The organism is Halorhodospira halophila SL1 (assembly GCF_000015585.1).
Classification (GTDB): Bacteria; Pseudomonadota; Gammaproteobacteria; order Nitrococcales; family Halorhodospiraceae; genus Halorhodospira; species Halorhodospira halophila.
The window spans coordinates 1571165-1596414 of the sequence record NC_008789.1 but is presented as its reverse complement, the minus strand read 5'-3'; the positions used below and the strand labels follow the sequence as shown (position 1 = coordinate 1596414).

Below are 25250 nucleotides of genomic sequence, written 5' to 3'. Positions count from 1 at the left end.
GTGGGCCGCCGCCACAGCGGAGGCGCAGGGTGGGATACCCTCCTGCGCCTTTGTCGTTACCGGGTGCTGAAACGCGGAGCAGCCTATGGCGAAGCGTGACTACTACGAGGTGTTGGGGGTCAACAAGAATGCCTCCGATGCCGAGATCAAGAAGGCCTACCGGCGCATGGCCCAGAAGTTCCACCCGGACCGCAACCCGGGGGATGAGGAATCGGCCGAGCGCTTTAAGGAGGTCAAAGAGGCCTACGAGGTCCTCTCCGACGCGCAGAAGCGCGCCGCCTACGATCAGTTCGGCCACGCCGGAGTGGATCCGTCGGCTGGCGGCGGGCCGCGTGGCTACGGTGGCGGGGCCGGTCCGGGCGGTCCCGATTTCTCGGATATCTTCTCCGATGTCTTCGGCGATATCTTCGGGTCGGGGGGTGGTCGCGGCGGTGGCCGCAGCCGCGCCTTCCGCGGCGCCGATCTGCGCTACACCCTGGAGCTGAGCCTCGAGGACGCCGTGCGGGGTACCGAGGAGCAGATCCAGGTGCCGACCCACGTCGAGTGCGACGCCTGCAAGGGCTCGGGTTCGCGGGCCGGCTCCAAGCCGCAGACCTGCCCGACGTGTAAGGGCCACGGCGATGTGCGCGTCCAACAGGGCTTCTTCTCGATCCAGCAGACCTGCCCGCGCTGTGGTGGTGAAGGGACCATGGTGACCGATCCGTGTCCCAAGTGCCGGGGACGGGGTCGGGTCGAGGATCGCAAGACGCTCAATGTGCGCATCCCCGCCGGTGTCGATACCGGCGACCGAATCCGCCTCTCCGGTGAAGGTGAGCCGGGTGAGCGGGGGGGGCCGCCCGGTGATCTTTACGTGCAGGTGGCCGTGCGCGAGCACGAGTTCTTCGAGCGCGACGGCGCGGATCTGCACTGTCAGGTGCCGGTGGATATCGTCACCGCGGCCCTGGGTGGTGAGGTGGAGGTCCCCACCCTCGACGGTCGCGTCAACCTGCGCATCCCGCCGGGGACGCAGCCCAACCAAGTCTTCCGTCTGCGCGGCAAGGGCGTGAAGCCGGTGCGCGGCAACCGTCAGGGTGATCTGCTCTGCCGGATCCACGTCGAGACACCGGTCAACCTGACCAAGCGCCAGCGTGAGCTGCTTGAGGAGTTCCAGGCGACCCTGCAGGACACCGGCGGCAAGCACCATCCGCACACCTCGTCGTGGCTGGACAAGGTCAAGCGCTTCATCGAGGAGTGGCGGATATGAGCCTGGGCATCGGCATCATCGGGGCCGGTGGTCGTATGGGCCGTATGCTGATCGAGGTCGTGCACCGGCAGCCGGGGGTCCATGTGGCGGCAGCCACCGATCGGACCGGCGGCGAGGCCGTTGGCCGAGATGCCGGCGAGTTGGCCGGGCAGGGCTCCTTGGGGGTGCCGATCGGTGACGATATCCCGGCCGCCGTGGCCGCCAGTGACGCGGTTATCGATTTCAGCCTGCCGGAGGCGACCGAGACGGTGGCCGCCGCGTGTGCGGAGGCGGGTCGTCCGCTGGTGCTGGGGACCACCGGCCTGGGCGAGACCCAGCGCGAGGCGGTCCACCGACTGGCGGAGCAAGTCGCCGTGATGCATGCGGCCAACTACTCCACTGGGGTCACGCTGCTGACCGCGCTGGTGGAGCAGGCGGCGCGCGCCATTGGCGTATACAGCGATATCGAGATCATCGAGGCCCACCACCGCCACAAGGTGGACGCGCCGTCCGGGACCGCCCTGCGCCTGGGCGAGGCGGTGGCCGACGCCCTGGGGCGCGACCTGAGTCAGTGTGCCGTCTACGGTCGCGAGGGACACACCGGCGAACGGGATCCCCAGACCATCGGCTTCGAGACCATCCGCGCCGGCGACATCGTCGGTGATCACACGGTGCTCTTCGGTGGGGATGGCGAACGCGTCGAGCTGACCCACAAGGCCTCAAGCCGCACCACCTTCGCCTCCGGCGCCGTGCGGGCCGCCGCCTGGGTGGTCGAGCAGCCGCCGGGGCTCTACGACATGCGCGACATGATCGGCGTCTGAAGCCGCGGTGCGGTGTGGGGGCTGCCCCGCACCGCCCGCTGCTCAGGCGGCCGAACGTCCAGCGGGCAGGTCGGCCTGGTAGCGCTGCAGGAAGTAGTCGATGGTCTCGGTGCGGATCTGGATCGACCCCCCGGGCCGGTTCTCATCGAGGTCCTTGAAGCAGAAGTAGGGCGTGCCGGATTGCTCGATGATCGCCTCGATCACCGAGTAGATTGGGGCGTCATGGCCGCACTTGAAGTTCGACAGCTCCACGGCAACCAGATTGGGGTGGCGGGCGATGAATTTAGCCGCCCAGAGTTTGCGTGAGCTGTGCTCCGAGAAATCGTGTTTCCATACGTCATCGATGGCCAGGGCCGAGCGCATGGCGCCGGCGCGGACTTCGGCGCCAAACAGCTGCTCGAGGGTGGCTGGATCCCGGGGCAGGGCGTCCTGCCAGAGGATCGGGTAGCCCTTGCGCTGCAGGTCGTCGAGGATGCCGTGGTTGATGCCCGGGTCATTGTGGTAGGGGCGCCCGAGCACCCCGATGCCGACCCGCCCCTCCTGCTCCAGTCGCTGCAACGTCTGGCGCTGTTCGTCCTCCATTCGCTGGTGGAAGGCGTGCAGTGCCGCCAGGCCCTGTTCCGCGGCACGCCGTGACTCCGCTGGGCTGATGCCCAGTTCTGCCCCCCAGTCGGCCCGCATCTGCTCGGCACACAGCGCTGGATCGTCCAGGCTGACCAGGGTTTTCCTGAAGCGGATCCCGTGCTCGGCGAATACGTCCCCTTCCCGCCGGAAGGCGGCGTGGGTGGCCTCGGCGGTGCCCGGAACGGTGGGGCACGCCTGGGCAGCCAGCACGCCGTCGAGGGCCCCTGGCAGGCTCTTGATCATCGGAAAGAAGATGTGGGTGAGCGGGCGCCGGCGGTGTTTCCGGGTGAGCAGGTTGTGGACGTGGGGAATGCCCAACTTGCTGGGGAAGCAGGGATCGATGCTGCCGCGGTTGGCCCCCCGGCGGTAGAGCTCCGGGTCCGTGTAGTCCGAGAAGACCAGCGCGCGCTCAGGGACGCCGAGCGCGGTGAAGTAACCGAGGAAGAAGGGGGCACAGCTGTAGAGGTTCAGGACCCGGGGCAGCCCGATACGGACCTGTCGGCGGTACTCCATGGCAGCCCGACGGCGCACGCTGGTTCGGCCCAGCAGGCCGGGTAGGCGCGTCTGCGGCAGTGGATCGGCCACCGACTCGACCTCCGGCGTGCGGAAGACCTCGCGGGCGGCGCGATCTAGGTGGTTCGGGGTGCGCTCGGCGTCGCGGTCGAGGACGGCCTTAATGCGCTGCATGGCCGCCTTGTCCTCCACCTCGCCCTGCTCGCAAGAGGCGATGATCAGACGCCGAAAGCCGGGGGCCAGGGGGACGGACGTCTGTGCCGGCGTGTTGGCCTCTGCCGCGGGATCGGTGACGTCGCCGGTGGCGACGTCGATGAAGGTGCGCAGGCACAGGTTGCGGCAGAATCGGCAGCGTGTGCGCTCGTCGCGGACGGTATGGTGCTGGAGGCGGCGGGCCCGTTCGAAGCCAATGAAGGTGGACCGGCGGTGCTCGCTGCGGTGGAGTCGGCGGGCCTCCAACCCGGCCCCAATGGCCCCGGACTCGCCGCAGTGGCGGTGGACGCGGATGTCGCACTCCGCGCCGATCTGGCTGAAACGCTCGCGCAGGTAGTCCACCTGGGCTTTGACGGCCGCCAGATTGTGCTGTGTCCCGCCCTGCAGAACAAAGCGTTCCCCGAGGTCGGCGGGGTTCGGCAGTTGCGCCACGTAGAGCCAGATGTTCTTGGGCAGGACGGCGGCCAGGCCGGCGAGGATCTCGTGGCGCTGCCAGCCCTTGCGCTGGAAGTCGACGATGTCCGATTGCAGGAAGACGGCGCAGCCGTGGTTGAACTCTGGCATCGCTTCGGCGCTGAGTGCCGCCTCGGCGTAGTCGTCGAGTTCCATGCCGAAGGCACGCGCGGTGGCTTGCAGGAAGTAGCCGTTACCCGCCGAGCACTGGGTGTTGAGCCGGAAGTCGCGGACCCGCCCGTCGCGCAGGAACATCAGCTTGATGTCCTGGCCGCCGACATCCACGATGCAGTCGGTCCCGGGGTGTTCGTGTTCGCAGGCGTGGGCGTGGGCCACGGTCTCGACCACGGCGGTGTCGGCGTGGAGCACGTCGCGCAGGATGTCCTTGGCGTAGCCTGTGGTTCCCACGCCGAGCACTTCGAGTTCAGCCCCCTGACGCAGCACCGCCGTCTCGAGCTCGGCGAGCAGGGCCACGGCGTCTTCGATGGGGTTGCCTCCGGAGAGTCGGTAGGCCTTGGCAAGGACCTCGCCGTCCGGATCCAGCAGGACGCCCTTGGTGGAGGTGGACCCGGCGTCGATCCCCAGATAGCCGGCCACCTGTTCGCCGGGGGAGAAGCGGGCCGGCTGCCAGGGCTGGGGCTGGAACTCGCGCAGGAAACGCGCCAGCTCGGCGTGATCGCGGACCAGCGGTGGCGCGCCGCCCGGCCGGTGGCCGCCAGTACGCTGCCCCGCCAGCCACTGATCGAGGCCGCCCGGACCGGGGTAGCGCCCGGCTTCCGGGTCATCGGCCAGTTCGCTCCGTCCGAAGGCGACTGCCCCGATGGCGGCGAAGTACTGCGCCTGTTCGGGGACGTGGACAGCCGTCTCCAGCGGGGTGTCCCAGTCGACGCCCCGCTCCTCCCAGAGGGCGTGGATATGGGTTCGCCAGCACTCCTGTAGGCCGCGGATGTAGGTGTTCGGGCCGCCGAGCAGGAGGACCCGGGGCTGCAGGGTATGACCCCGGGTCAGGACCGACAGGTTCTGTTGCACGATGGCCTCGAACAGCGAGGCCATCAGATCCTCGGCGGCGACGCCCTGCTTCTGCAGCGAGTTGATATCGGTCTCGGCGAAGACTCCGCACTTCCCGGCGACCGGGTGGATGGTGTGGCCGAGATACCCCGTGTCGCCAAGTTGATCCGGTGCGATGGCCAGCTTGGCGGCGATTTTGTCGATCACGGCGCCGGTGCCACCGGCGCATTTGTCGTTCATGGCCGGGATCTTGCGCTTGCTGCCATCCTCCAGCGTCTTGAAGACGATGATTTTGGCATCCTGGCCACCGAGTTCCACCACGCTGCCGACGTCGGGGAAGCGTGCCTCGACGGCCAGGGAGACGGCGTGGACTTCCTGCACGAACCGCGTCTCCAGGGCTTCGGCGACACTGCCTCCACCGGAGCCGGTGGCAAACAGGCGCAGATCGCCGCGCCGTGCCGCCGGCACAGCGGCCTCGATTCGCGCCAGGAAGTCGCGCACGGTCTCCAGCTGTCGCGTCTCGTGCCGGCGGTAATCGTGCCAGAGCAGGGTATCGTCGGCGCTGTCGATGACCACGGCCTTGACCGTGGTCGAGCCGACATCCAGGCCGACGAGCAGCGGTGCGTGCTCACCGGGGGTCGACATGGCGGATCTCCCGCTGCTTGCCTTCGGTGCCGGCGGGGCGGGGTCCCTCCGCACGGGTGGGCATGCGCTCCGCCAGGTGGTGGACGAACCGCGCTGCCCGGCTGATCGCCGCATCGCTCTGCGGGATCGGGTAGAGCGGGCTGCGCAGCTGTGGTCTCTCGGCGATGTAGGCGCGCAGGGTAGCCAGATCGTGGCCGCTTCGGGCGAGTGCATCGCGGAACTCGCTGCGGGCGGACTCGCGGGCCTCGCCGAGGGCCATCTGGGCCCGCGAGTAGGCGTTGATCTCGCCCTCGCCGGAGGTCTCGATGGGCAGGAAGCGGATATCCGGGTCGTCCGCCTGCACCGCCGCCTGTGCCCCGTCGGACTGGGTGGAGGGCATGCACCCGAAGGGTTTGAGCGACAGGGTCATGTGGGCCAGTCGATGGCGGTGGTAGTAGAGCGTCTTGGCCACCTCCAGATGTCCCTCGCCACCGGTGATTCTTGGATGGTAGTAGGGACGGCCGAGACGCTCCAGGGTGCGTTGATCGGCCAGTGGGGCCGGGCAGTCGCGCAGGGCGGCACGCATGCGGTCGTACTCGCGGTGGAGGAGCCGGCCGGTCTGCTTGATCAGCCAGTGGCGTACCCGCGTGGTGGCCACCCGCAACAGGGCCTGGCCGGACCGGGCGCCGGCGGGCGGGTCCTCGGCCGCCCGGGCTTCTTCGAGCTGGCCGTGGAGGCCGTAGCGCATGTAATCGACCCATCCGGCGACCGGCTCCACCTGGATCTCGGCCCCTTCGGCCTCAAGGAACTCGAACATGCGGAAGTTGCCGTCGCCCTCAGTGGTCTGGGCCCAGAATTCGCCGGTGATCTTGATCAGGGGGCGCGGGCGCAGATAGTCCACCTCGAAGCCCTCTTCGATGATCCGGCGACACCGGGCGAGGGCGTCCGTGCAGGTCCGGTCACGGAGTCGGGCGAGCAGGCGGGCGGCGTCTGCCGCGCTGGGTAGCGGTGTCACGGCCGCGAGTAGCCGGGCGGTCACGGTGACCCGGGGATCCGGGCGCGGACGCCCGAGCGCCTGCTCACACTCGGTCAGGCAGGTCTCGAAGGTCCGGTCGGCCGCGGCGGCGTCGGTGGCGTAGGGGCGGGCGCGGTAGAAGGTGGCGTTCAGCACATCAGCCATGAACAGTGCGTCGAGCACGGCGATGTAGAGCCCTAGATCGACGGCCAGCCCGTCGCCGTAGCCCTCGTCGGGGTGGCCGTCGCCGCCGCCCTTCTTGTCGAAAGCGATCACCCGGAACCCGGGGTACCCGGCCTTGGCGAGGGCTTGACGATACTGGGCTTCGTACATGCCGAAACGGCAGGGGCCGCACGACCCCGGGGTGACAAACACGTAGCGATCCGCGACTTCGTCACGATCGAGGCCGCGCTCGCTGCGCCGCCGCTCCAGGTGATTGATCAGCGCGCCAGCGACGAAGTAGACCGGATTGCACTGACCGCTGTTACACAGCTCCCGGCCGGTCTGCAGGTCCCTGCGGCGTGGCGTGGGGATCGCCTCCGCGTGGTAACCGAGCCCCCGGATGGCGGCGGTGAGCAGACGGTCGTGGGCGACGCTGAGACTGCCGAAGAGCAGGGTGACCCGGTCGCGCTCGGCACGGGTGAACGGTCGCTCGACCGGGCGCCGGTAGTGGCGCCCCGGCCGAGCGGCATCCTGCGTGTTCATCGCTGGGCTCGGGTCCATGGGCCAGTCGGGTGCCGTCGCTCCGGTCAGCGTTCCAATCTAATCCGGTTGCCCGGGCGCATCAAATCAGCCAGGGCCGCCTCCCCGCATGCAGCTCAGTCGGCCGGGGCCAGCAGGTGCTGCAGGATGTCGAAGTAGATCGCCTCCAGGGCCTCCAGGTCGGCGACCGCGACGTGCTCGTTGGCCTTGTGGATGGTGGCGTTCAGCGGACCAAGCTCGACCACCTGCGCCCCGGTCGGACCCATGAAACGGCCATCGGAGGTGCCGCCGGAGGTCGATCGTCGTGGACACTGCCCGGTGTGCGCTGTGACTGCCTGTTCAACGGCATCGATGAGTGCGCCCTCGCGGGTGGCGAAGGGGGCGCCGGAGTGCCGCCAGTGCAGGGTGTGGTGCACCCCGTGACGGTGCAGGATGGATTCGATCCGTTCCTGAAGCTCCTCGGCGGAGACCGCCGGGGCGTAGCGCAGGTTGAACACGACCTCCATGGCTCCGGGGATGACGTTGTCGGCGCCGGTGCCCGCCTGGATGTTGGAGATCTGGAAGCTCGTCGGCGGGAAGTCGGCATCGCCCTGGTCCCACTCGGTGGCGACCAGCTCCTGGAGTGCCGGGGCGAACGCGTGGATGGGATTGTCCGCCTGGTGCGGGTAGGCGACGTGCCCCTGTTCGCCGTGCACGGTGAGGTGCCCCGTTAGGGACCCGCGGCGGCCGACCTTGTACTCGTCGCCGAGCCGTGCCTGGCTGCTGGGTTCGCCCACCAGGCAGTAGTCGATGGCCGCCCCCCGCGCTGCCAGGGTCTCGACCACGCGTCGGGTGCCATCCACCGCGGGGCCTTCCTCGTCGCTGGTCAGCAGCACGGCGATGGCGCCCGCGTGGTCCGGGTGGCGGGCGACGAAGCGCTCCACCGCAGCGACGAAGGCCGCCACACTGCCCTTCATGTCGGCCGCGCCTCGGCCATAGAGACAGCCGTTCTCGACGATGGGCTGGAACGGCGGGTGTTGCCAGGCCGACTCTGGACCGCTGGGGACCACGTCGGTGTGGCCGAGAAAGCAGAACAGGGGGCGCTCGGTGCCGCGCTGCGCCCACAGGTTGGTGACCCCGGCGGCGTTCAGCCACTCGGCGCCGAACCCGGCCGCGGCCAGGCGCTCGGCGACGAGGGTCTGGCATCCGGCGTCCTCGGGAGTTACCGACGGGCGCTGGATCAGCTCCCGGGCGAGCTCGAGCGTGGCGCTCATGGGCGCAGCAGCTCGTTGATACCGACCTTGGCGCGGGTCTTTTCGTCGGCGTACTTGATGATCACCGCGCAGTAAAGGCTGTGGCTGCCGTCGGCGGCCGGGAGATTGCCGGGAACGACCACCGCCCCCTCCGGTACATGTCCGAAGTGGACCTCGCCGGTGGTGCGGTCGTAGATCTTGGTGCTCTGACCGACATAGACGCCCATGGAGATCACTGCGCCTCGGCCGACGGTCACGCCCTCAACGATCTCCGAGCGGGCGCCGATGAAGCAATCGTCCTCGATGATGGTCGGGTTGGCCTGCAGCGGCTCGAGCACCCCGCCGATCCCCACGCCCCCGGAGAGGTGGACGTTCTTGCCGATCTGGGCGCAGGAACCCACCGTGGCCCAGGTGTCGACCATGGTCCCTTCGTCGACGTAGGCGCCGATGTTCACGTAGGAGGGCATCAGCACCACCCCCGGCGCGATGTAGCTGCCCCGCCGTGCGGCGGCCGGCGGCACCACGCGCACACCGGATTCGCGCAGGGCGTCCTCGCCCCAGCCCGCAAACTTCATCGGCACCTTGTCGAAGAAGTTGGTGACGCCGCCGCGCATCAGGCGATTGTCGTTGAGGCGGAACGAGAGCAGGACGGCCTTCTTCAGCCACTCGTTGACCTGCCAGCCGTCGGCGCCCGGCTCGGCCACCCGGGCCTGGCCGCTATCCAGGCGCCGCAGGGCTTCCTCGACCGCCTCTCGGATCTCGGCCGGGGCTTCGTTCGGGTTGAGTTGGGCGCGTTGCTCAAACGCCTCATCGATCACCTTCTGGATCTGTGCAGCCATGCTGGGCTCCCTATTGGAAGTTTCGATGGACAAACCGCCGGATCCGCTCTGCCGCCTCGATGCAGGTGGCTAGATCCGGAACCAGCGCCATGCGTATGCGTCCCGCGCCGGGGGGCGTGCCGTCGCCACCGGGGCGGGAGAGGAAGCTGCCCGGCAACACCGTGACGTTCTCCTCCTCCCACAGCCGGCGGGTGAAAGTCTGGTCGTCGATGGGCGTACGTGGCCAGAGGTAGAAGGTCGCCGGCGGCGGGGCTACCTCGTCGAGTGCTTCGGCGAGGATGGTACACACCTCCTCGTAGCGCTCGCGATAGCGTGCCCGATTCTCGATGACGTGCGCTTCATCCCTCCAGGCTGCGGCGCTGGCAGCCTGAACGTGCAGGGGCAGGGCGCAGCCCTGGTAGGTGCGGTAGCGCAGAAAGGCGTGAATCAGGCCGGGATCCCCGGCCACGAACCCGGAGCGCAGGCCAGGGGCGTTGGAGCGCTTGGAGAGGCTGTGGAAGACCAGGCACCGATGGAAATCCGCGCGCCCCTCGGCCTGGCAGACTTGTAATAGACCGGGCGGGGGATTGGCCTCATCGGCGTAGATCTCGCTATAACACTCGTCGGCGGCGATGATGAAGCCGTAGCGATCGCACAGCTCCAGAACGCGCCGGTAGTAATCGGAGTCGGCTACGGCGCCGGTCGGGTTGGCCGGGCTGTTGAGGTAAAGCAGTTGCACCCGTTGCCAGGTCCTGGGCTCGATGGCGTCGAGATCGGGCAGGCCACTGCCGGGCTCAATCGGCAGGTAGAGCGGGCGGGCACCGCTGAGCAGCGCCGCGCCCTCGTAGATCTGATAGAAGGGGTTGGGCATCGCCACATAGGGCCGCCCCCGGCCAATGACGGTCTGGGCGATGGCGAACAGCGCCTCGCGGGTGCCCGCCACCGGCAGCACATGCTCATCCGGGTTGATCGCCGCCTCGGGGAGGCGGTATCTGCGGCGCAGCCATCCGGCGATCGCCTCACGCAGTGACTCCAGGCCCCGGGTGGCCGGATAGCGAGCCACCTGATCCAGGTTGTCCCGGAGCACCCGGGTGAGCAACTCGGGAGGCGGGTCCTGGGGCTCACCAATGCCTAGGCGGATCGGGGCGGCAGGCCCCGCTCGGCGCCCGGTCAGGAGCCGCTCCATGCGCTCGAAGGGGTAGGGCTGCAGCTCGGAGAGACCGCGATTCATGCGTTGGTGGCCTCCTCGTCGAGAAGCTCATACAGGGCCTCGCGTACGCAGCGGTACTGCACCGGGAGACGCAATGGCTGGCCCTGGTCATCGGTGATGAAAAACACGTCCTCGGCCCGTTCTCCCATGGTGGCGATCTTGGCGTTCTTGACCCGCACCCCGCACCCCGAGAAGGCCTTCCCCACGCGGGCCAAGAGCCCGGGACGGTCGGCGGTGATCAGCTCCACCACCGTGCGGTGGTTATCCGGGTCGTCTGTGAAGTGGATCTGGGTCTCGGTCCGGAAGTGCTGGAGCTGTCGCGGGATATGGCGCGCCACCGGGGCCGGTGGCGGCCCCTGCTCGGCGGCGGCTGCCGCTAGCGCCTGGCGGACCTCCTCAAGTCGTTGCTCTTCACTCGGCGGCGCGCCGTGTTGTTCGAGCACCCGATAGCTATCCAGGGTAAAGCCGCCGTCGGTGGTGATCACCCGGGCATCCTGGATGCTCAGTCCGAGCCGGTCCAGGGCCCACACGCAGCGGGCGAAGAGGTCGCGGCTGTCGGGGGCGTAGAGGAAGATCCGCGCGCCCCCCCCGGTCTCCTGGCTGGCGGCGAGGACCAGCGGCAATTGTGCCGGTGCGGTCTCGGCGATGGCCTCGGTATGCCAGGCGATCTCCTCGGCGCTATGGCGCAGGAAATAGTCTTCTGGCAGTTGGCGCCAGACGCCCCGGATGCGCCCCGGTCCGTAGCCCCGCTGGCGCAGGATCCGCCGCGCATCCCGCTGGGTATCGCGGATCAGCTCGCGCTTGTCCAGCGGCTTGCTGAGGCCGCGGCGGATGGCGGCCCGTGCCAGCACGTAGAGCTCATTGAGCAGCGCTGCGCGCCAGGCGTTCCAGAGGTCTGGGTTGGTCGCCCGAATGTCGGCGACGGTGAGCAGATAGAGGTAGTCCAGATGGAGCTGGTCGCCCATGGTGCGGGCGAAATCGGTGATCACTGCCGGGTCGGAGAGATCCTTGCGCTGTGCAGTGACCGACATATCCAGATGGTGGCGCACCAGCCAGGCCACCAGGCGGGCGTCGTAGGCCCCGAGCCCATGCTGGATGCAGAATTCGTAGGCATCGCCGGCCCCGAGTTCGGAGTGGTCGCCGCCGCGCCCCTTGGCGATATCGTGGAACAGGGCGGCCAAGAAGAGCAGCTCGGGCTTGGGGAGCTGCTGCATGATGTCGTGGGCTAAGGGGAGTTCCGTGCGGTGCTCCGCGAGGGCCATGCGGCGCAGGTTGCGGACCACGAACAGGGTGTGGGAGTCAACGGTGTAGACGTGGAACAGGTCGTACTGCATGCGTCCGCTGATACGCCCGAAGGCCGGGATGTACCGCCCGAGGACGCCGTAGCGGTGCATGCGGCGCAGGGCGTGGGTGATCCCCTGGGGTTGCCGGAGGATCTCCATAAACAGGCTGCGGCACCGCAGATCACGCCGAAAGCTCTCATCGATCAGCGTTCGGTGCTGGCGGATGAGCCGGATGGTCGAGGCACGGACCCCCTTGAGCTGCGGGTGCTGCTGCAGGATCAGAAAGACCTCCAGCAGGGCGAAAGGGTAACGCCGAAAGACCGAGGGGTCGGTGACCTCCAGGAAGTCGCGACGGATCTGGAAGCGCCGGTTGATCGGTGTCGGCTCAGCCCCCGAACTCGTATACAGGATGGCCTCCTGAAAGTGTTGCAGGAGCATCTCGTTGAGGCGGGAGATGTCCATGGCGGTCCGGAAGTAACGCTGCATGAACTGTTCGACGGCCAGGGTTTGGTCGTCATCCACGTAGCCGAACAGCTCCGCCAGGCCGACCTGGTGATCGAAGAGCAGTCGGTCCTCGCGTCGGCCGGCGATCAGGTGCAGGCCGAACCGCACATCCCAGAGGAAACACTGGCCAGCGTGCAGGGCTTGGTACTCGGCTTCGGTGAGGAACCCTCCGGCGACCCGTTCGTGCAGGTGCTCCGCCCCGAAGTGGCGCTTGGCTACCCAGCCCACCATCTGGATATCGCGCAGCCCGCCCGGGCTCGACTTGATATTCGGCTCCAGGTTGTAAGCCGTGTCGTGGAATTTGGCGTGGCGGGCCTGCTGTTCGGCCAGCTTGGCCTCGAAAAAGGCCGGACTCGGCCAGATCCGATTTGCCGTCAAGGCCTGTCGCAATGCCTGGCCGAGATCAGGGGTGCCGCAGAGCTGGCGCGACTCCATCAGGTTGGTGGCGATGGTGATATCATCCGCGGCGGCAGCGATGCACTCATCCACGCTGCGCACGCTGTGGCCCACCTCCAGCCCGAGGTCCCACAGTCCGGCGATGAACGCCTCCAGGAGTGGGGCGAGGGCATCTCGGTGCTCGGGGTCGACCAGCACCAGGACGTCAATATCCGAACCGGGATGCAGCTCGCCACGCCCGTAGCCGCCTACCGCCAGCAGGGCACACCCTTGTGGCTCGTCGCCGCCCAGGCTGCTTCGCCACAGCTGCTTGACCACTTCATCCATGGTGGCCGCGCGCTCGGGGACCAGCTCGGCGGCGCTCGTCCCCGCCCGGAATCGTGCAGCAAGGGCCTGATCAGCCTGTTGCAGGGCACGGCGCAGCGTGGGAACCAGCGGCTCGCCCGCCTCCAGCGCCCGGACCAGTGCGTCGGGCTCCAGGGCGGGGCAGGCCGTAACGGGCATGGCGGCGCTCCTGTCGATTGGCCGTTGGGTCAGCGTCCGTCCGGCGCCGGCGTCAGGATCTCGTAGCCGTCCTCGGTGACCAGCAGGGTGTGCTCCCACTGAGCCGAGAGGCTGCGATCCTTGGTCACCACCGTCCATTGATCCCGTAACAGCTTGGTGGCCGGTCGGCCGGCGTTGATCATCGGCTCAATGGTGAAGGTCATGCCGGGCTCAAGGCGCATGCCGGTGCCTGGCTGGCCGTAGTGGAGCACCTGGGGTTCTTCGTGGAAGCTCTGCCCGATGCCGTGGCCGCAGTACTCCCGCACCACCGAGAAGTTATGCTCCTCGGCGTGGCGTTGCACGGCGTAGCCGATGTCCCCCAGGGTTGCCCCCGGGCGGACCTGTTCGATGCCGCACCACAGGCAGTCCCGGGTGGTTTCGACCAGGCGCCGGGCCAGGATGCTCGGCTCGCCGACGTAGAACATCCGGCTGGTATCGCCGTGCCAGCCCTCTGGGTCGATCACCGTGACGTCGATATTGAGGATGTCGCCTTTTTTCAGTTTTTTCGGCCCCGGGATCCCGTGGCAGACCACGTGATTGACCGAAGTGCAGGTGGCTTTGGGGAAACCGCGATAATTCAGCGGCGCCGGCGTAGCCCCGAGCTCTTCAGTGATGTAGCGGTGGCAAAGCGCGTCGAGGTGCTCGGTGGTGACTCCGGGCTCCACGTGGGGGGCGATCCTATCTAGCACGCTTGCCGCCATCCTTCCGGCGCGGCGCATGCCCTCGATCTCTTTGGCGGTTTTGATGGGTACAGACATGCGCCCCATTCTAACACGTCCAACTCGCCCTCGGCGCCCCGCGGGCGTTCGCCGGACGCGCTCGCCGGCGCCCCTCGAGCGTGCCATTTCGTTCTTGTAACCGGCTGTCGATAGTGGTATAAACCGCGCTGCTGCGTGTAATCACCGCAGCGTACTGACTGAACCACTGAATCCACACATACGCCGACACATTCGACCGGGTGCCCGGCGGCTGCGCAGCAATCGGGTTGTCGGATGCGGGCGTATGGAGGCTCAACCCGATCCAAGGAGATCCGACATGGCCGACGTTTCCATGCGTCAGATGCTGGAGGCGGGTGTGCACTTTGGGCACCAGACCCGCTTCTGGGATCCCAAGATGCGCCCCTATATCTTCGGTGAGCGCAACAAGATCCACATCATCAACCTCGAAAAGACGCTGCCCCTCTACAAGGATGCCCTGAACTTCGCCGGGCGCCTGGCGAGCAATGGCGGCAAGATCCTCTTCGTCGGGACCAAGCGCCCGGCCCGGGAGCTGGTCCGCGAGCATGCGGCGCGCTGCGGGATGCCCTACGTTGATCACCGCTGGCTCGGTGGCATGATGACCAACTTCCGCACCGTCAAGCACTCCATCGCGCGCCTCAAGGACCTGGAAACCCAGGCCGAGGATGGCACCTTCGATAAGGTGACCAAGCGTGAGGCCCTGGCGCTCAGCCGCGAGCGGGAGAAGCTCGATCGCAGCCTCTCCGGCATCAAGAACATGGAGCGTCTGCCCGACGCCATGTTCGTCGTCGACGTGGGCTATGAGCACATCGCCATCTCCGAGGCGAAGAAGCTCGGCATTCCGGTTATCGGGGTTGTCGATACCAATTGCTCGCCCCGGGAGGTCGATTACGTCATCCCCGGTAACGACGATGCGATCCGGGCTATCGAGCTCTACGTCAGCGGCATCGCCGATGCCGTAATCGAGGCGAAGCAGGCGTCGAGTCACGCCGCTGCTGCCGGCAAGGACGACTTCGTCGAGATCAACGACACCGCATCCTGAGGGGGCAAGCACAGATGTCCGTATCTGCAAACCTGGTCAAGCAGCTCCGTGAGCGCACCGGCTCCGGCATGATGGAGTGCAAGAAGGCGCTGGTGGAGGTGGACGGTGACCTCGAGGCCGCCGCCGAGCTCATGCGCAAGAAGGGCCTGGCCAAGGCCGACAAGAAGGCCGATCGCGTCGCTGCCGAGGGCCGCGTCGTGGCGGCCCGTTCCGAAGACGGTAAGTCGGGCGTGCTTGTGGAGGTTAACTCCGAGACCGACTTTGTCGGCAACGGGGACGAGTTCCGGGCCTTCGCCGAGTCCGTGGCCCAGCGCGCCCTGGATTCCAAGGTCGAGGACCTGGACAGCCTGTTGGCTAGCGAGGTCGATGGCAAGTCGGTGGAGACCCTGCGCCAGGAGATGGTCGCCCAACTTGGCGAGAACATCGAGGTGCGCCGTTTCATCCGCTACGCTGGGGACCATCAGGTGGCTCAGTACCTGCACGGTGCCCGGATCGGCGTTATGGTCGAGGTCCAGGGCGGCGATGAACAGCTCGGGCGGGACCTGGCGATGCACATCGCGGCCTCCTCGCCGGTCTGCGTCAGCCCCGATGACGTGCCTGCGGATCAGCTGTCCTCCGAGAAGGAAGTGCTGCTTGCGCAGGCCCGCGAGAGCGGCAAGCCGGAAGAGATCGTCGAGAAGATGGTCGAAGGCCGGCTCAAGAAACACCTGAGCGAGATCACGCTGCTCGGCCAACCCTTCGTCAAGGACCCGGATCAGACGGTCGGGGACCTGCTCAAGGCCAAGGGCGCGGAAGTGACCCGTTTCGCGCGCTACGAGGTCGGCGAAGGCAAGGAGAAGAAAGACGAGAGCTTCGCTGACGAGGTGATGGCGCAAGTCCGCGACTCCTGAGCCCGGGCGGCGTTACCAGCAACGGCGGTGCCCGGGTGGCCCGGGCACCGCGCCCGCTCACTAAAAGGCCGGAGTCATGACGGTGCCGCACTATCGCCGGATACTGCTCAAGCTCAGCGGCGAGGCGCTGCTGGGCGACGGACAATACGGGATCGCCGCCAATACGCTCGATCGCATTGCCGACGAACTGGCCGAGATCAACGCCATGGGGGTCGAGGTGGCGGTGGTCATTGGTGGCGGCAATATCTTCCGCGGGGCCGGTCTGGCCGCCTCGGGCATGGACCGGGTCACCGCCGACCATATGGGCATGCTGGCCACCGTGATGAACGCCCTGGCCATCCAGGATGCCCTCGAGCGGCGGAGCGTCTTCTGCCGCGTCATGTCAGCGATCAAGATCAATCAGGTCTGCGAGGACTACATCCGCCGCCGGGCGGTCCGCCACCTGGAGAAAGGCCGGGTGGTGATCTTCGCCGCCGGTACCGGCAACCCCTTCTTCACCACCGACTCTGCCGCCAGCCTGCGCGCCGTGGAGGTCGGGGCCGAACTGCTGCTCAAGGGGACCAAGGTCGACGGGGTCTACAGCTCCGATCCGGTCCGCGACCCCGAGGCGAAGCGCTATCAGCAGCTCACCTACGATGAGGTACTGAGTAAGCGCCTGGAGGTCATGGACGCGACCGCCATCGTTCTGTGCCGCGATCAAGCGATGCGCATCATGGTCTTTGATATCACCAGCCCGGGTACCATGGTTGCCGCGGCCCGTGGCGAGCCGGTGGGTACCGTGGTCGATCCGGGCCTGCCCAGCGCCCAGGAGGAATCATCGTGATCGAAGATATCCAGGAAGACGCCGATCGCCGGATGGCCAAGGCCGTCGAGAGCCTCAAGCACGACCTGGCTCGGCTGCGCACCGGGCGCGCCCACACCAGCCTGCTTGACCAGGTCAATGTCGAGTATTACGGCATGGAGGTGCCCATCAAGCAGGCGGCCAATGTCAGCGTGGAGGATTCGCGTACGCTGGCCGTTACACCCTTCGAGAAGCACATGGTGCCTGCCATTGAGAAGGCGATCATGGCCTCGAACCTGGGGCTGAGTCCAGTCTCGGCCGGGCAGGTCATCCGGGTGCCGCTGCCCTCACTGACCGAAGACCGCCGCAAGGAGATGGTCCGCTTGGTCAAGAACGAGGCCGAGCAGGCCCGTGTCGCCATCCGCAACGTCCGCCGGGATGCCAATTCGGACCTTAAGGACCTCGCCAAGGGCAAGGACATCACCGAGGACGAGGAGCGCCGCGCCCAGGAGGCCATCCAGAAGCTCACCGACCGGTATGTGGCGCAAGTCGACGACCTGCTCGAGGAGAAAGAACGCGAGCTCATGGAGGTCTGAGCGGGTCGTATGGCGGATACGAATGGGCCAGCCCAGATCAGTGAGCGGCTAGCCGGTGTCGAGTTGCCGCGCCATATCGCCATCGTCATGGATGGCAACGGGCGCTGGGCACAGCGGCAAGGGCAGCCGCGCTACGCCGGCCACCGTGCCGGGGCGCGCTCGGTTCGCGAGGTGGTGGAGGCGTGTGGCCGCCTTGAGCTGGAGGCGCTGACGCTGTTCGCCTTCAGCAGCGAGAACTGGCGCCGTCCGCGGGGCGAGGTCCGCGTGCTGATGCAGCTGTTCCGGACCACCCTGGATCAGGAGCTGCAACGGCTCCACGAGAACGATGTGCGCCTGAGCTTCATCGGCGACCGGACTCAGTTCGAAGCAGGTCTGCAGCGGCGGCTGACCGATGCCGAGGCGCTTACCGCGGAGAACACCGGACTGCAGCTGATCGTCGCGACCAGCTACGGCGGGCGCTGGGAGATCGCTGAGGCCGCCCGCCGTTTGGCCGCGTCGGCGGCTCGGGGCGAGGTCGATCCGCAGTCCATCGATGAGGACGCCTTCCGCGGCGCGCTGTCCCTTCCGGATGTCGTCGATCCCGATCTGTTCATCCGCACCGGGGGCGAGCGGCGCATCTCCAACTTCCTGCTCTGGCAGATGGCCTATACCGAGCTCCACTTTGCCGAGACCCTGTGGCCGGACTTCGGTACCGAGGGGTTGGCCCGCGCCATCGAAGACTATGCCGCGCGGGATCGTCGATTCGGTGCGGTCACCTCCTATCCGCTGAAGTCGGTGCGCCATGCTTAAGGCACGGGTGCTGACCGCGCTGGCGCTGGGGCCGCTGCTTCTTGCCGCAATCTGGTTGTTGCCTACCCCGGTGCTGGCGTTGGCGCTGGGGGGGGTCGCGGCCCTTGCGGCCTGGGAGTGGACCACACTGATCGGCGTACAGGATCACGGCCGCCGGGTGGCCCTGGTCGGTGGCTTTGCCATGACGCTGCTGCCCGGGTGGTGGTTGCTGCAGGCCGTTCCGGCGGTTAGCGGCATCCTCTACGCGGTGGCTGCCTTGTGGCTTGTGGCCCTGTGCTGGCTGGTGCTGTATACCCGGCGTGAGCTGGCTGCCCCATCACCGCTGGTGTCCGCCGTGGTGGGTTGGCTAGTGCTCTGGCCCTGCTGGCTGGCCCTGGTGTATCTGCACGGTAGTACCCCCTGGGGTCCCTTCTGGCACACCTTCCTGCTGGTCCTGGTCTGGGGCGCAGATACCGGTGCCTACTTCGCCGGGCGGGCCTGGGGGCGTCGCCGGCTAGCCCCATGCATCAGCCCCGGCAAGAGCTGGGAGGGGGCTGTGGGAGGCGGTCTGGCCGCGCTGCTGGGTGGCGGAGCATTGGTGCTCCTGCTTCAGCCTCAGGCCCCCGGCGTGGTGGCTCTTGCGCTGCTGACGGTGGCGGTGATCGTCGCCTCAGTGGTGGGGGATCTCTTTGAAAGTATGCTCAAGCGTCAACGCGGCGTGAAGGACAGTGGCGGAATCCTGCCGGGGCACGGCGGGATCCTTGACCGTATCGACAGTCTGACCGCGGCGGCGCCGGTTCTAGCAGCGGGGTTAGCGTGGTGGCAGAGCGGAATGTGATGCGGCTGGCAGTACTCGGGGCCACGGGGTCCATTGGTACGAGCACCCTGGATGTGGCAATCAGGCACCCCGAACGTTTCGAGGTTCGGGCCGTGGCTGCAGGGCGCGATTGGGAAGGGTTGCTGCGGATCTGCCGTGCGCACCGCCCCAGCCGAGCCGCGCTGGCCGATGAGCAGGCGGCGGCGCAGTTGCGCGATCGGCTTCAGGCCGAAGGCCTGGAGCACATCGAGGTCTCCGCGGGCGAAGAGGGCGTGGCCGCGCTGGCGGCGGACGCCGACGTGGATGCAGTGGTCACGGCCGTGGTCGGGGCGGCGGGGCTGGCCTCGTCCCTGGCGGCCTGCCGGGCCGGCAAGCGGATTCTCCTGGCCAACAAGGAGACGCTGGTCGTCGCCGGTGCCCTGTTCATGGAGACGGCGCAGCGCCATGGGGCGCAGATCGTCCCGGTGGACAGTGAGCACAACGCCGTATTCCAGGGGCTGCCGACCGGCACCGACGCCACGGCGGGGGTGGAGCGCATCGTGCTGACGGCATCCGGTGGCCCGTTCCGCGATCGGGATCCCGACACCCTGGCCGCCGTGACCCCCGAGGAGGCCGTAGCCCATCCGAACTGGTCCATGGGCCGCAAGATCTCCGTCGATTCAGCCACCATGATGAACAAGGGCCTTGAGGTGATCGAGGCCTGCCATCTCTTTGACCTGGAACCTCAGCGCGTCGATGTGGTCATTCATCGACAGAGCTTGGTGCATGCGCTGGTGGGCTATCGCGACGGTTCCTATTTGGCGCAGGTCGGGTCGCCGGACATGCGAGTGCCGATCTCCTACGCCATGGGGTATCCCGAGCGGATCGCCTCGGGTGTGGATCTGGTGGATCTGGCGGCCGCAGGGCGCCTCGACTTCGAAGCAGTGGACGAGCGCCGCTTCCCCTGCCTCCGACTGGCCTATCAGGCCCTGCGTACCGGCGACGGCGCGTGCGCCGTACTCAATGCGGCCAATGAGATTGCGGTGGACGCCTTCCTCGACGGGCGTCTTCGTTTCGACCGCATTGCACCTGTGATCGAGGACGCCCTGGCAGCGGAGACCCCTCCGCCGCCGAAGGATCTGGATTCGGCCCGCGCCATCGATGCGCAGGCCCGCCGTGTGGCCGAGGAGGCCGTGCGGCGCATCGCGGACTGACTCGACTATGATGATCGTCTGGAGCGTCATCGCCTTCCTGGTCGCCATCGCCATCTTGGTGACCGTTCACGAGGCGGGCCATTTCTTCGTGGCCCGCTGGTGTAACGTACGGGTGCGCCGCTTCTCGGTGGGGTTTGGTCGGCCGTTGCTCAGTTGGCGTGGGCGCGGCCCCGATCACATCGAGTACTGCCTATCGGCCATCCCGCTCGGTGGCTACGTGCAGATGCTCGACGAGCGCGAGGGCGAAGTAGACCCCGCCGAGCGCCACCGGGCCTTCAACAATCGCCCCCTGGGACAGCGCACGGCCATCGTGGTCGCGGGGCCGGCAGCCAACTTCCTCTTTGCGGTGGTTGCCTACTGGCTGGTGGCAGTGCTCGGGATTGTCGAGCTGCGGCCGATTGTCGATGAGCCGATCGCGGATACCCCCGCCGAGATGGCCGGGTTCGAGCGCGGCGAGGAGATCGTCGCTATCGACAGCCGCGATACCCCCACCTGGCAACGGGTCGCCATGGGGCTAATGAACGCCGGGTTCCATCGGGAGGATGTCCCGGTCACCGTGCGCGACGAGGCGGGCAATGAATTCTCGCGCACCCTGGATCTCCGCTCCGAACCGAAGCTGAAAGACACCACCGATATCCTCGGGGTCATCGGCCTGCGTGCCTACACGCCCGATCTGCCCGCCACCGTCGGTCGCCTGGCTGAGGACGGTGCCGCTGGTCAGGCGGGGTTGCGTGAAGGCGACCGCATCCGCGCCATCGACGGCGATCCGATCGACTCGTGGCTGGAACTGGTCGAACGCGTCGAGCCGCGCGCCAACGAGGAGGTAACCCTGACCTACGAGCGGGATGGCGAGGTCCGCGAGATGACGCTCACCCTGGGGGCGCAGCAGCGGGGCGATGCCGAGGTCGGCATGCTCGGTGTCGGGCCGGCCATCCCCGAGGGGTATCAGGAGCGCATGGAGCGCGAGGTCCGTTACGGGCCGCTGGGTGGCGTGGTCTACGGGGCCGAGCGCACCTGGGATACCACCGTGGTGACGGTCAAGGTGCTCGCGCGGATGGTGATGGGCGAGGCATCGCTGAAGAACATCGGCGGCCCGGTGACCATCGGCCAGTTCGCTGGGGATACCGCCTCCATGGGTGTGGTACCGTTCCTCACCTTCCTGGCGGTGATCAGCATCAGTCTGGGCATCATCAACCTGTTGCCGATCCCGATCCTCGACGGTGGTCATCTGCTCTACTTCCTCACCGAGGCGATCCGCGGCAAGCCGGTATCCGAGCGGACCCAACTGATCGGGCAGCAGGTGGGGATCGTGATCCTGCTCGGACTGATGGCGCTGGCCTTTTACAACGATTTTGAGCGCTTGCTTGGCGGGTAAGCCCGGCGGCGACGACACGTGGCAGATACGGAGCCGGCCCGATGCGGCACACGGTAGAAAAGGGGGCGCTTTGATCCGACGCTGGGGGCGCAATACGGTCGTCGCGCTGCTGCTCGGCGCGGCTACGGTCGCTACGGCCACGGCGGATTCCTTCGTCGCCGAGCAGATCCGGGTCGAAGGACTGGAGCGGATCGACGAGGGCACGGTCTTCAGCTACCTGCCCATCGAGCCCGGTGACCGCGTGGGGAGCGGCGAGGTGGCGGGGGCGATCCGTGAACTCTACCGCTCCGGCTTCTTCCGTGACGTCGAGCTGGCTCGGGACGGCGATGAGCTAGTGGTGCGGGTGCAGGAGCGGCCGTCGATCGCCCGACTCCAGTTCGAGGGCAATGAGCAGATCCGCACCGAAGACCTGCGCGAAGCCCTGCGCAGCGCCGGTATGGCCGAGGGCCAGGTGTTCAACCGTGCGCAGCTGGCCGAGATCGAGCGGGAGCTGCGTCAGCAGTACTTTGCCCAGGGCAAGTACGACGTCTCCGTCGAGAGCACCGTCTCCCCGCTCGAGCGCAACCGGGTGGCGATCCGCATCGATATCGAAGAGGGCCCCGTCGCCGAGATCCGCGAGATCCACTTGACCGGTAACGAGGCGTACTCCGACCGCGAACTGCGCGGCGTGTTCGAGCAGCAGGCCCGGCGCTGGTGGGCGCCGTGGTCGCAGCGGCACCGCTATGCTCGCGATCTGCTCGCCAACGACCTCGAGAGCCTGCGCGGGCACTATCTGGACCGCGGGTTCCTGAATTTCGCGGTCACCTCCACCCAGGTCTCCATCAGCCCCGATCGGCGCGACGTCCACGTCGCCGTGAACGTCGCCGAGGGCGAGCAGTACGAGATCGGCAGTATTGACGTCCAGGGGCATCTGGTCGTGCCTCCGGAGGAGCTGCGCGAGCTGATCGCCCTGGAGCCGGGCGAGCTCTACTCGCGCAGTCGCGTGAACGCCGGCTCCTCGGCCATTCGGTCCCGGCTGGCCGAGGAGGGCTACGCCTTCAGCAATGTCAACGTCCGCCCCCGGGTGGACGAGGAGGAGCAGGTTGTCGACCTGACTTATGTGGTGGATCCCGGTGCGCGGGTCTATGTGCGGCGGATCAACATCACCGGCAACCAGCGCACCCAAGACGAGGTCATCCGGCGGGAGATGCGCCAGCTCGAGGGGGCCCCGCTGTCCAGTGAGGCGCTGGAGCGCTCGCAGACGCGGCTCAATCGGCTCGGGTTCTTCGACTTCGTCAACGTCGAAACCCCCCGGGTGCCGGGGGAGGACGACCGGGTGGATGTGGACGTCAGTGTCCAGGAACGGATGACGGGACAGCTGCAGGCCGGCGTCGGTTACGGCGATGTCCAGGGGTTGCTGGTCAACTTCTCCGTCTCACAGGACAACCTGCTCGGCACCGGCGACCGGCTGAGCATGACGGTGAACAACTCCAGTGTCTCCACCATCTACAACGTCTCGTATACGGACCGCTACCACACCCAAGAGGGCGTCTCCCAGACCCTGTCCGCCGGCTACCGCGAGACCCGCTCCCGCCGGGCCGACCTGGCAGACTACGACCTGACCTCGGGGCACGGCTCGGTGGAGTACAGCGTGCCGTTCACGGAGGTGGATCGACTGGCGGCGCGGCTGCGCCTGGAGCGCATCGGTATCGATACGCGCAGCGATACACCGGACTGGATCAGGGAGTATCTCTCGGACCAGGGCGACGATCGTTTCACCATGGTCAAGCCGCGCCTGTCCTGGAACCGGGATACCCGAGACCGCGGGGTGTTTCCCACCGCCGGCGGCCGGCAGCGGCTGTCCCTGGAGGGGACGATCCCCGGCGATGATCTGGAGTTCTACAAGCTGACCTACGAGAACCGCCGCTACTGGCCGCTGCGCTGGCTCGGCGACCGCACCACCTTCTCCGTGGAGGGCCAGGTCTCCTACGGCGACGGGTACGGCGATTCCAGCTCGCTGCCGTTCTTCGAGAACTACTACGCCGGCGGCGTGCGCACGGTGCGCGGCTACCGTGGCAACTACCTCGGACCGCGCGAGGAGGGCAGGGACCCGATCGGCGGCAACGCCCGCGTACTCACCAAGGCGCAGGTCATTTTCCCGCCCACGCCGGAGTCGCAGTCGGTGCGCATGGCGGCCTTCGTCGATGCCGGGCAGGTCTTCAACACCCGCCTGGATGAGTACGAGTTCGACAGAGAGATCATTCCGGATGGTCTGGATCGGGTGGACCTGAGCGAGCTGCGGGCCGCGGCCGGTGTCTCGCTGATCTGGATGTCGCCGGTGGGGCCGCTGACCTTCAGTCTGGCCGAACCGCTGAACGACACGGGGGACGACGAGACCGAGACCTTCCAGTTCTCGCTCGGGACGGAATTCTAGGGCTGCCACGGCAAGGCGCGCAGGGCGGCCGACGGCCGTCCGCCGCCCCGCCGGGTCGTTGGGGACGCGTCTCAACCGGGGGCCGGGTGTGTTAAGCTCTGCCGCTTGTAGCTCCGTCCGCGGGCGCGGGCAGCCTGCCGGAGCGGCAGGTGAGTCGGGCGGACGGAGGGCGAGGGGCGGTACGCCCCGGTGTGACCGGATCTGAAGACGGAGGAGACAGCGTGAGCGAGCGTGACGCGCAAGGCGCAACGGACATCGAAGGCATCATGAACCTGCTGCCGCACCGGTATCCGCTGCTGCTGATCGACCGGGTGCTCGATTTCCAGCCCCACGAGCATCTGGCCAGCATCAAGAATGTCACCATCAACGAGCCGTTCTTCGTCGGCCATTTCCCGCAGAAACCGGTGATGCCCGGCGTTCTGATCCTTGAATCGCTGGCCCAGGCCTGCGGCATGCTCGCGTTCAAGAGCGTCCAGGATACGCTGACCGACAACGACGTTCTCTATCTGGTGGGGATCGATAAGGCGCGCTTCAAGCGCCCGGTTCAGCCCGGGGATCAGCTCCGCCACGACGTCTCGGTGCGCCGGGTGACGCGGGGCATCTGGATCTTCGAGGCCCGTGGCAGCGTCGACGGTGAGCTGGCTGCCGAGTGCGAGATCCGCTGCACGGTGCGTACGGTTTGACGCGAATCCACCCGAACGCCCTGGTCGATCCCAAGGCTCGCCTCGGTGAAGAGGTCGAGGTGGGGCCGTTCAGCGTCATCGGTCCGGATGTGGAGATCGACGAGGGGACCTGGATCGGCCCCCACGCGGTTATTCAGGGCCCGACCCGCATCGGTCGGGACAATCGGATCTATCAATTCGCTGCGCTCGGTGAGGCCCCCCAGCACAAGGGGTACCAGGGGGAACCCACCGAGCTGGTGATCGGTGACGGCAACACCATCCGCGAGTTTGTTACCTGCCACCGCGGTACCGCTCAGGGGCGGGGCGAGACCCGGATCGGGGATCACAACTGGCTGATGGCCTACTGCCACATCGCCCACGATTGCCGCCTGGGCAATCACCTGCTGTTCGCCAACTCCGCCTCGCTGGCTGGACACGTGGACGTCGGCGATCACGCAACCCTGGGCGGCTTCGCGTTGGTTCACCAGTTCTGCCGCATCGGCCCCTACGCCTTCTGCGGGTTCGGCAGCGGCATCAACCGGGACGTGCCGCCGTTCGTCACGGTCTCCGGGCAGATGGCTGTCCCCCACGGCATCAACTCGGTCGGGCTGCGTCGGCACGGCTTCTCGCGGGAGCGTATTCGGGATATCAAGCGTGCCTACCGCACGATCTACCGCCAGGGTCTTCGGCTTGACGACGCCCGCGAGGCGTTGTGTCAGCAGCTCAGTCACTCCGCGGACGTGCAGGGCATGGTCGATTTCATCGACAACAGTCAGCGCGGCCTGTTGCGCTGAG

20 protein-coding genes are annotated in these 25250 nt (G+C 67.5%); 13 read left to right on the top strand and 7 right to left on the bottom strand.

Annotated elements, in window-relative coordinates:
* The first annotated feature begins 85 nt into the window (after positions 1 to 85).
* Together dnaJ and dapB are read left to right on the top strand one after the other, a co-directional pair.
* The gene (gene dnaJ, locus HHAL_RS07460) at positions 86 to 1243 is read left to right on the top strand and encodes a molecular chaperone DnaJ (RefSeq protein ID WP_011814264.1); all 1158 of its coding nucleotides are present in this window, start codon (positions 86 to 88) and stop codon (positions 1241 to 1243) included.
* Complete coding sequence (dapB, locus tag HHAL_RS07455; protein WP_011814263.1) at positions 1240 to 2043, top strand: 4-hydroxy-tetrahydrodipicolinate reductase; 804 nt, start codon at positions 1240 to 1242, stop codon at positions 2041 to 2043. The genes dnaJ and dapB overlap by 4 nt, the downstream gene beginning before the upstream one ends.
* A 42-nt stretch (positions 2044 to 2085) precedes the next feature.
* On the opposite strand, the gene HHAL_RS07450 is transcribed toward dapB, so the two are convergent.
* The 7 genes from HHAL_RS07450 to map all read right to left on the bottom strand — a co-directional run bounded on the left by HHAL_RS07450 (position 2086) and on the right by map (position 13939).
* Positions 2086 to 5499, bottom strand: coding sequence for a BadF/BadG/BcrA/BcrD ATPase family protein (locus HHAL_RS07450; protein ID WP_011814262.1), 3414 nt, complete (start codon positions 5497 to 5499; stop codon positions 2086 to 2088).
* On the bottom strand, positions 5483 to 7198 hold the full coding sequence (locus tag HHAL_RS13575) for an activator of (R)-2-hydroxyglutaryl-CoA dehydratase (protein ID WP_242464073.1): 1716 nt from the start codon (positions 7196 to 7198) through the stop codon (positions 5483 to 5485). Before HHAL_RS13575 ends, HHAL_RS07450 begins: the two co-directional genes overlap by 17 nt.
* Before the next feature lie 113 nt (positions 7199 to 7311).
* The gene (dapE, locus tag HHAL_RS07440) at positions 7312 to 8448 is read right to left on the bottom strand and encodes a succinyl-diaminopimelate desuccinylase (protein WP_011814260.1); all 1137 of its coding nucleotides are present in this window, start codon (positions 8446 to 8448) and stop codon (positions 7312 to 7314) included.
* Positions 8445 to 9266, bottom strand: coding sequence for a 2,3,4,5-tetrahydropyridine-2,6-dicarboxylate N-succinyltransferase (dapD, locus tag HHAL_RS07435; RefSeq protein WP_011814259.1), 822 nt, complete (start codon positions 9264 to 9266; stop codon positions 8445 to 8447). The genes dapE and dapD overlap by 4 nt, the downstream gene beginning before the upstream one ends.
* Before the next feature lie 10 nt (positions 9267 to 9276).
* Positions 9277 to 10476, bottom strand: a complete 1200-nt coding sequence (gene dapC, locus HHAL_RS07430) for a succinyldiaminopimelate transaminase (RefSeq protein WP_011814258.1) — start codon at positions 10474 to 10476, stop codon at positions 9277 to 9279.
* A complete protein-coding gene (gene glnD / locus HHAL_RS07425) occupies positions 10473 to 13142 on the bottom strand; it encodes a [protein-PII] uridylyltransferase (RefSeq protein WP_011814257.1) in 2670 nt (889 codons plus the stop codon). The genes dapC and glnD overlap by 4 nt, the downstream gene beginning before the upstream one ends.
* 29 nt (positions 13143 to 13171) lie before the next feature.
* Positions 13172 to 13939, bottom strand: coding sequence for a type I methionyl aminopeptidase (map, locus tag HHAL_RS07420; protein WP_041595100.1), 768 nt, complete (start codon positions 13937 to 13939; stop codon positions 13172 to 13174).
* 277 nt (positions 13940 to 14216) lie between these two features.
* Here map and rpsB point away from each other — a divergent pair, with 277 nt between their 5' ends.
* From rpsB to lpxA, 11 genes are all read left to right on the top strand, one after another.
* Positions 14217 to 14960, top strand: a complete 744-nt coding sequence (gene rpsB / locus HHAL_RS07415; protein WP_011814255.1) for a 30S ribosomal protein S2 — start codon at positions 14217 to 14219, stop codon at positions 14958 to 14960.
* 14 nt (positions 14961 to 14974) lie between these two features.
* Positions 14975 to 15850: a translation elongation factor Ts gene (gene tsf / locus HHAL_RS07410; protein ID WP_011814254.1), complete on the top strand. Its 876-nt coding sequence runs from the start codon at positions 14975 to 14977 to the stop codon at positions 15848 to 15850.
* Positions 15851 to 15926: 76 nt separating this feature from the next.
* Entirely contained in the window at positions 15927 to 16673 is a 747-nt protein-coding gene (gene pyrH / locus HHAL_RS07405) for a UMP kinase (RefSeq protein ID WP_041595099.1), read from the top strand.
* Positions 16670 to 17227, top strand: a complete 558-nt coding sequence (gene frr / locus HHAL_RS07400; RefSeq protein ID WP_011814252.1) for a ribosome recycling factor — start codon at positions 16670 to 16672, stop codon at positions 17225 to 17227. Before pyrH ends, frr begins: the two co-directional genes overlap by 4 nt.
* A gap of 9 nt (positions 17228 to 17236) precedes the next feature.
* Positions 17237 to 18016: a polyprenyl diphosphate synthase gene (gene uppS, locus HHAL_RS07395; RefSeq protein WP_011814251.1), complete on the top strand. Its 780-nt coding sequence runs from the start codon at positions 17237 to 17239 to the stop codon at positions 18014 to 18016.
* A complete protein-coding gene (locus HHAL_RS07390) occupies positions 18009 to 18833 on the top strand; it encodes a phosphatidate cytidylyltransferase (RefSeq protein ID WP_011814250.1) in 825 nt (274 codons plus the stop codon). Before uppS ends, HHAL_RS07390 begins: the two co-directional genes overlap by 8 nt.
* Positions 18833 to 20005: a 1-deoxy-D-xylulose-5-phosphate reductoisomerase gene (locus HHAL_RS07385; protein ID WP_011814249.1), complete on the top strand. Its 1173-nt coding sequence runs from the start codon at positions 18833 to 18835 to the stop codon at positions 20003 to 20005. Before HHAL_RS07390 ends, HHAL_RS07385 begins: the two co-directional genes overlap by 1 nt.
* A gap of 7 nt (positions 20006 to 20012) precedes the next feature.
* Positions 20013 to 21380, top strand: coding sequence for an RIP metalloprotease RseP (gene rseP, locus HHAL_RS07380; RefSeq protein ID WP_011814248.1), 1368 nt, complete (start codon positions 20013 to 20015; stop codon positions 21378 to 21380).
* Positions 21381 to 21450: 70 nt separating this feature from the next.
* Positions 21451 to 23793, top strand: a complete 2343-nt coding sequence (gene bamA, locus HHAL_RS07375) for an outer membrane protein assembly factor BamA (RefSeq protein ID WP_011814247.1) — start codon at positions 21451 to 21453, stop codon at positions 23791 to 23793.
* 221 nt (positions 23794 to 24014) lie between these two features.
* Positions 24015 to 24476 (top strand): 3-hydroxyacyl-ACP dehydratase FabZ, encoded by a 462-nt coding sequence (fabZ, locus tag HHAL_RS07370; RefSeq protein WP_041595097.1) that lies wholly within the window; start codon positions 24015 to 24017, stop codon positions 24474 to 24476.
* Positions 24473 to 25249, top strand: a complete 777-nt coding sequence (gene lpxA, locus HHAL_RS07365) for an acyl-ACP--UDP-N-acetylglucosamine O-acyltransferase (RefSeq protein WP_011814245.1) — start codon at positions 24473 to 24475, stop codon at positions 25247 to 25249. The genes fabZ and lpxA overlap by 4 nt, the downstream gene beginning before the upstream one ends.
* Position 25250: the final 1 nt, after the last annotated feature.

Excerpts from the sequence above, each read along its gene's own strand:
- dnaJ (WP_011814264.1), top strand. The coding sequence starts at position 86 with ATGGCGAAGCGTGACTACTACGAGGTGTTGGGGGTCAACAAGAATGCC.
- dapB (WP_011814263.1), top strand. The coding sequence starts at position 1,240 with ATGAGCCTGGGCATCGGCATCATCGGGGCCGGTGGTCGTATGGGCCGT.
- HHAL_RS07450 (WP_011814262.1), bottom strand. The coding sequence starts at position 5,499 with ATGTCGACCCCCGGTGAGCACGCACCGCTGCTCGTCGGCCTGGATGTC.
- HHAL_RS13575 (WP_242464073.1), bottom strand. The coding sequence starts at position 7,198 with ATGAACACGCAGGATGCCGCTCGGCCGGGGCGCCACTACCGGCGCCCG.
- dapE (WP_011814260.1), bottom strand. The coding sequence starts at position 8,448 with ATGAGCGCCACGCTCGAGCTCGCCCGGGAGCTGATCCAGCGCCCGTCG.
- dapD (WP_011814259.1), bottom strand. The coding sequence starts at position 9,266 with ATGGCTGCACAGATCCAGAAGGTGATCGATGAGGCGTTTGAGCAACGC.
- dapC (WP_011814258.1), bottom strand. The coding sequence starts at position 10,476 with ATGAATCGCGGTCTCTCCGAGCTGCAGCCCTACCCCTTCGAGCGCATG.
- glnD (WP_011814257.1), bottom strand. The coding sequence starts at position 13,142 with ATGCCCGTTACGGCCTGCCCCGCCCTGGAGCCCGACGCACTGGTCCGG.
- map (WP_041595100.1), bottom strand. The coding sequence starts at position 13,939 with ATGTCTGTACCCATCAAAACCGCCAAAGAGATCGAGGGCATGCGCCGC.
- rpsB (WP_011814255.1), top strand. The coding sequence starts at position 14,217 with ATGGCCGACGTTTCCATGCGTCAGATGCTGGAGGCGGGTGTGCACTTT.
- tsf (WP_011814254.1), top strand. The coding sequence starts at position 14,975 with ATGTCCGTATCTGCAAACCTGGTCAAGCAGCTCCGTGAGCGCACCGGC.
- pyrH (WP_041595099.1), top strand. The coding sequence starts at position 15,927 with ATGACGGTGCCGCACTATCGCCGGATACTGCTCAAGCTCAGCGGCGAG.
- uppS (WP_011814251.1), top strand. The coding sequence starts at position 17,237 with ATGGCGGATACGAATGGGCCAGCCCAGATCAGTGAGCGGCTAGCCGGT.
- HHAL_RS07390 (WP_011814250.1), top strand. The coding sequence starts at position 18,009 with ATGCTTAAGGCACGGGTGCTGACCGCGCTGGCGCTGGGGCCGCTGCTT.
- HHAL_RS07385 (WP_011814249.1), top strand. The coding sequence starts at position 18,833 with ATGCGGCTGGCAGTACTCGGGGCCACGGGGTCCATTGGTACGAGCACC.
- rseP (WP_011814248.1), top strand. The coding sequence starts at position 20,013 with ATGATGATCGTCTGGAGCGTCATCGCCTTCCTGGTCGCCATCGCCATC.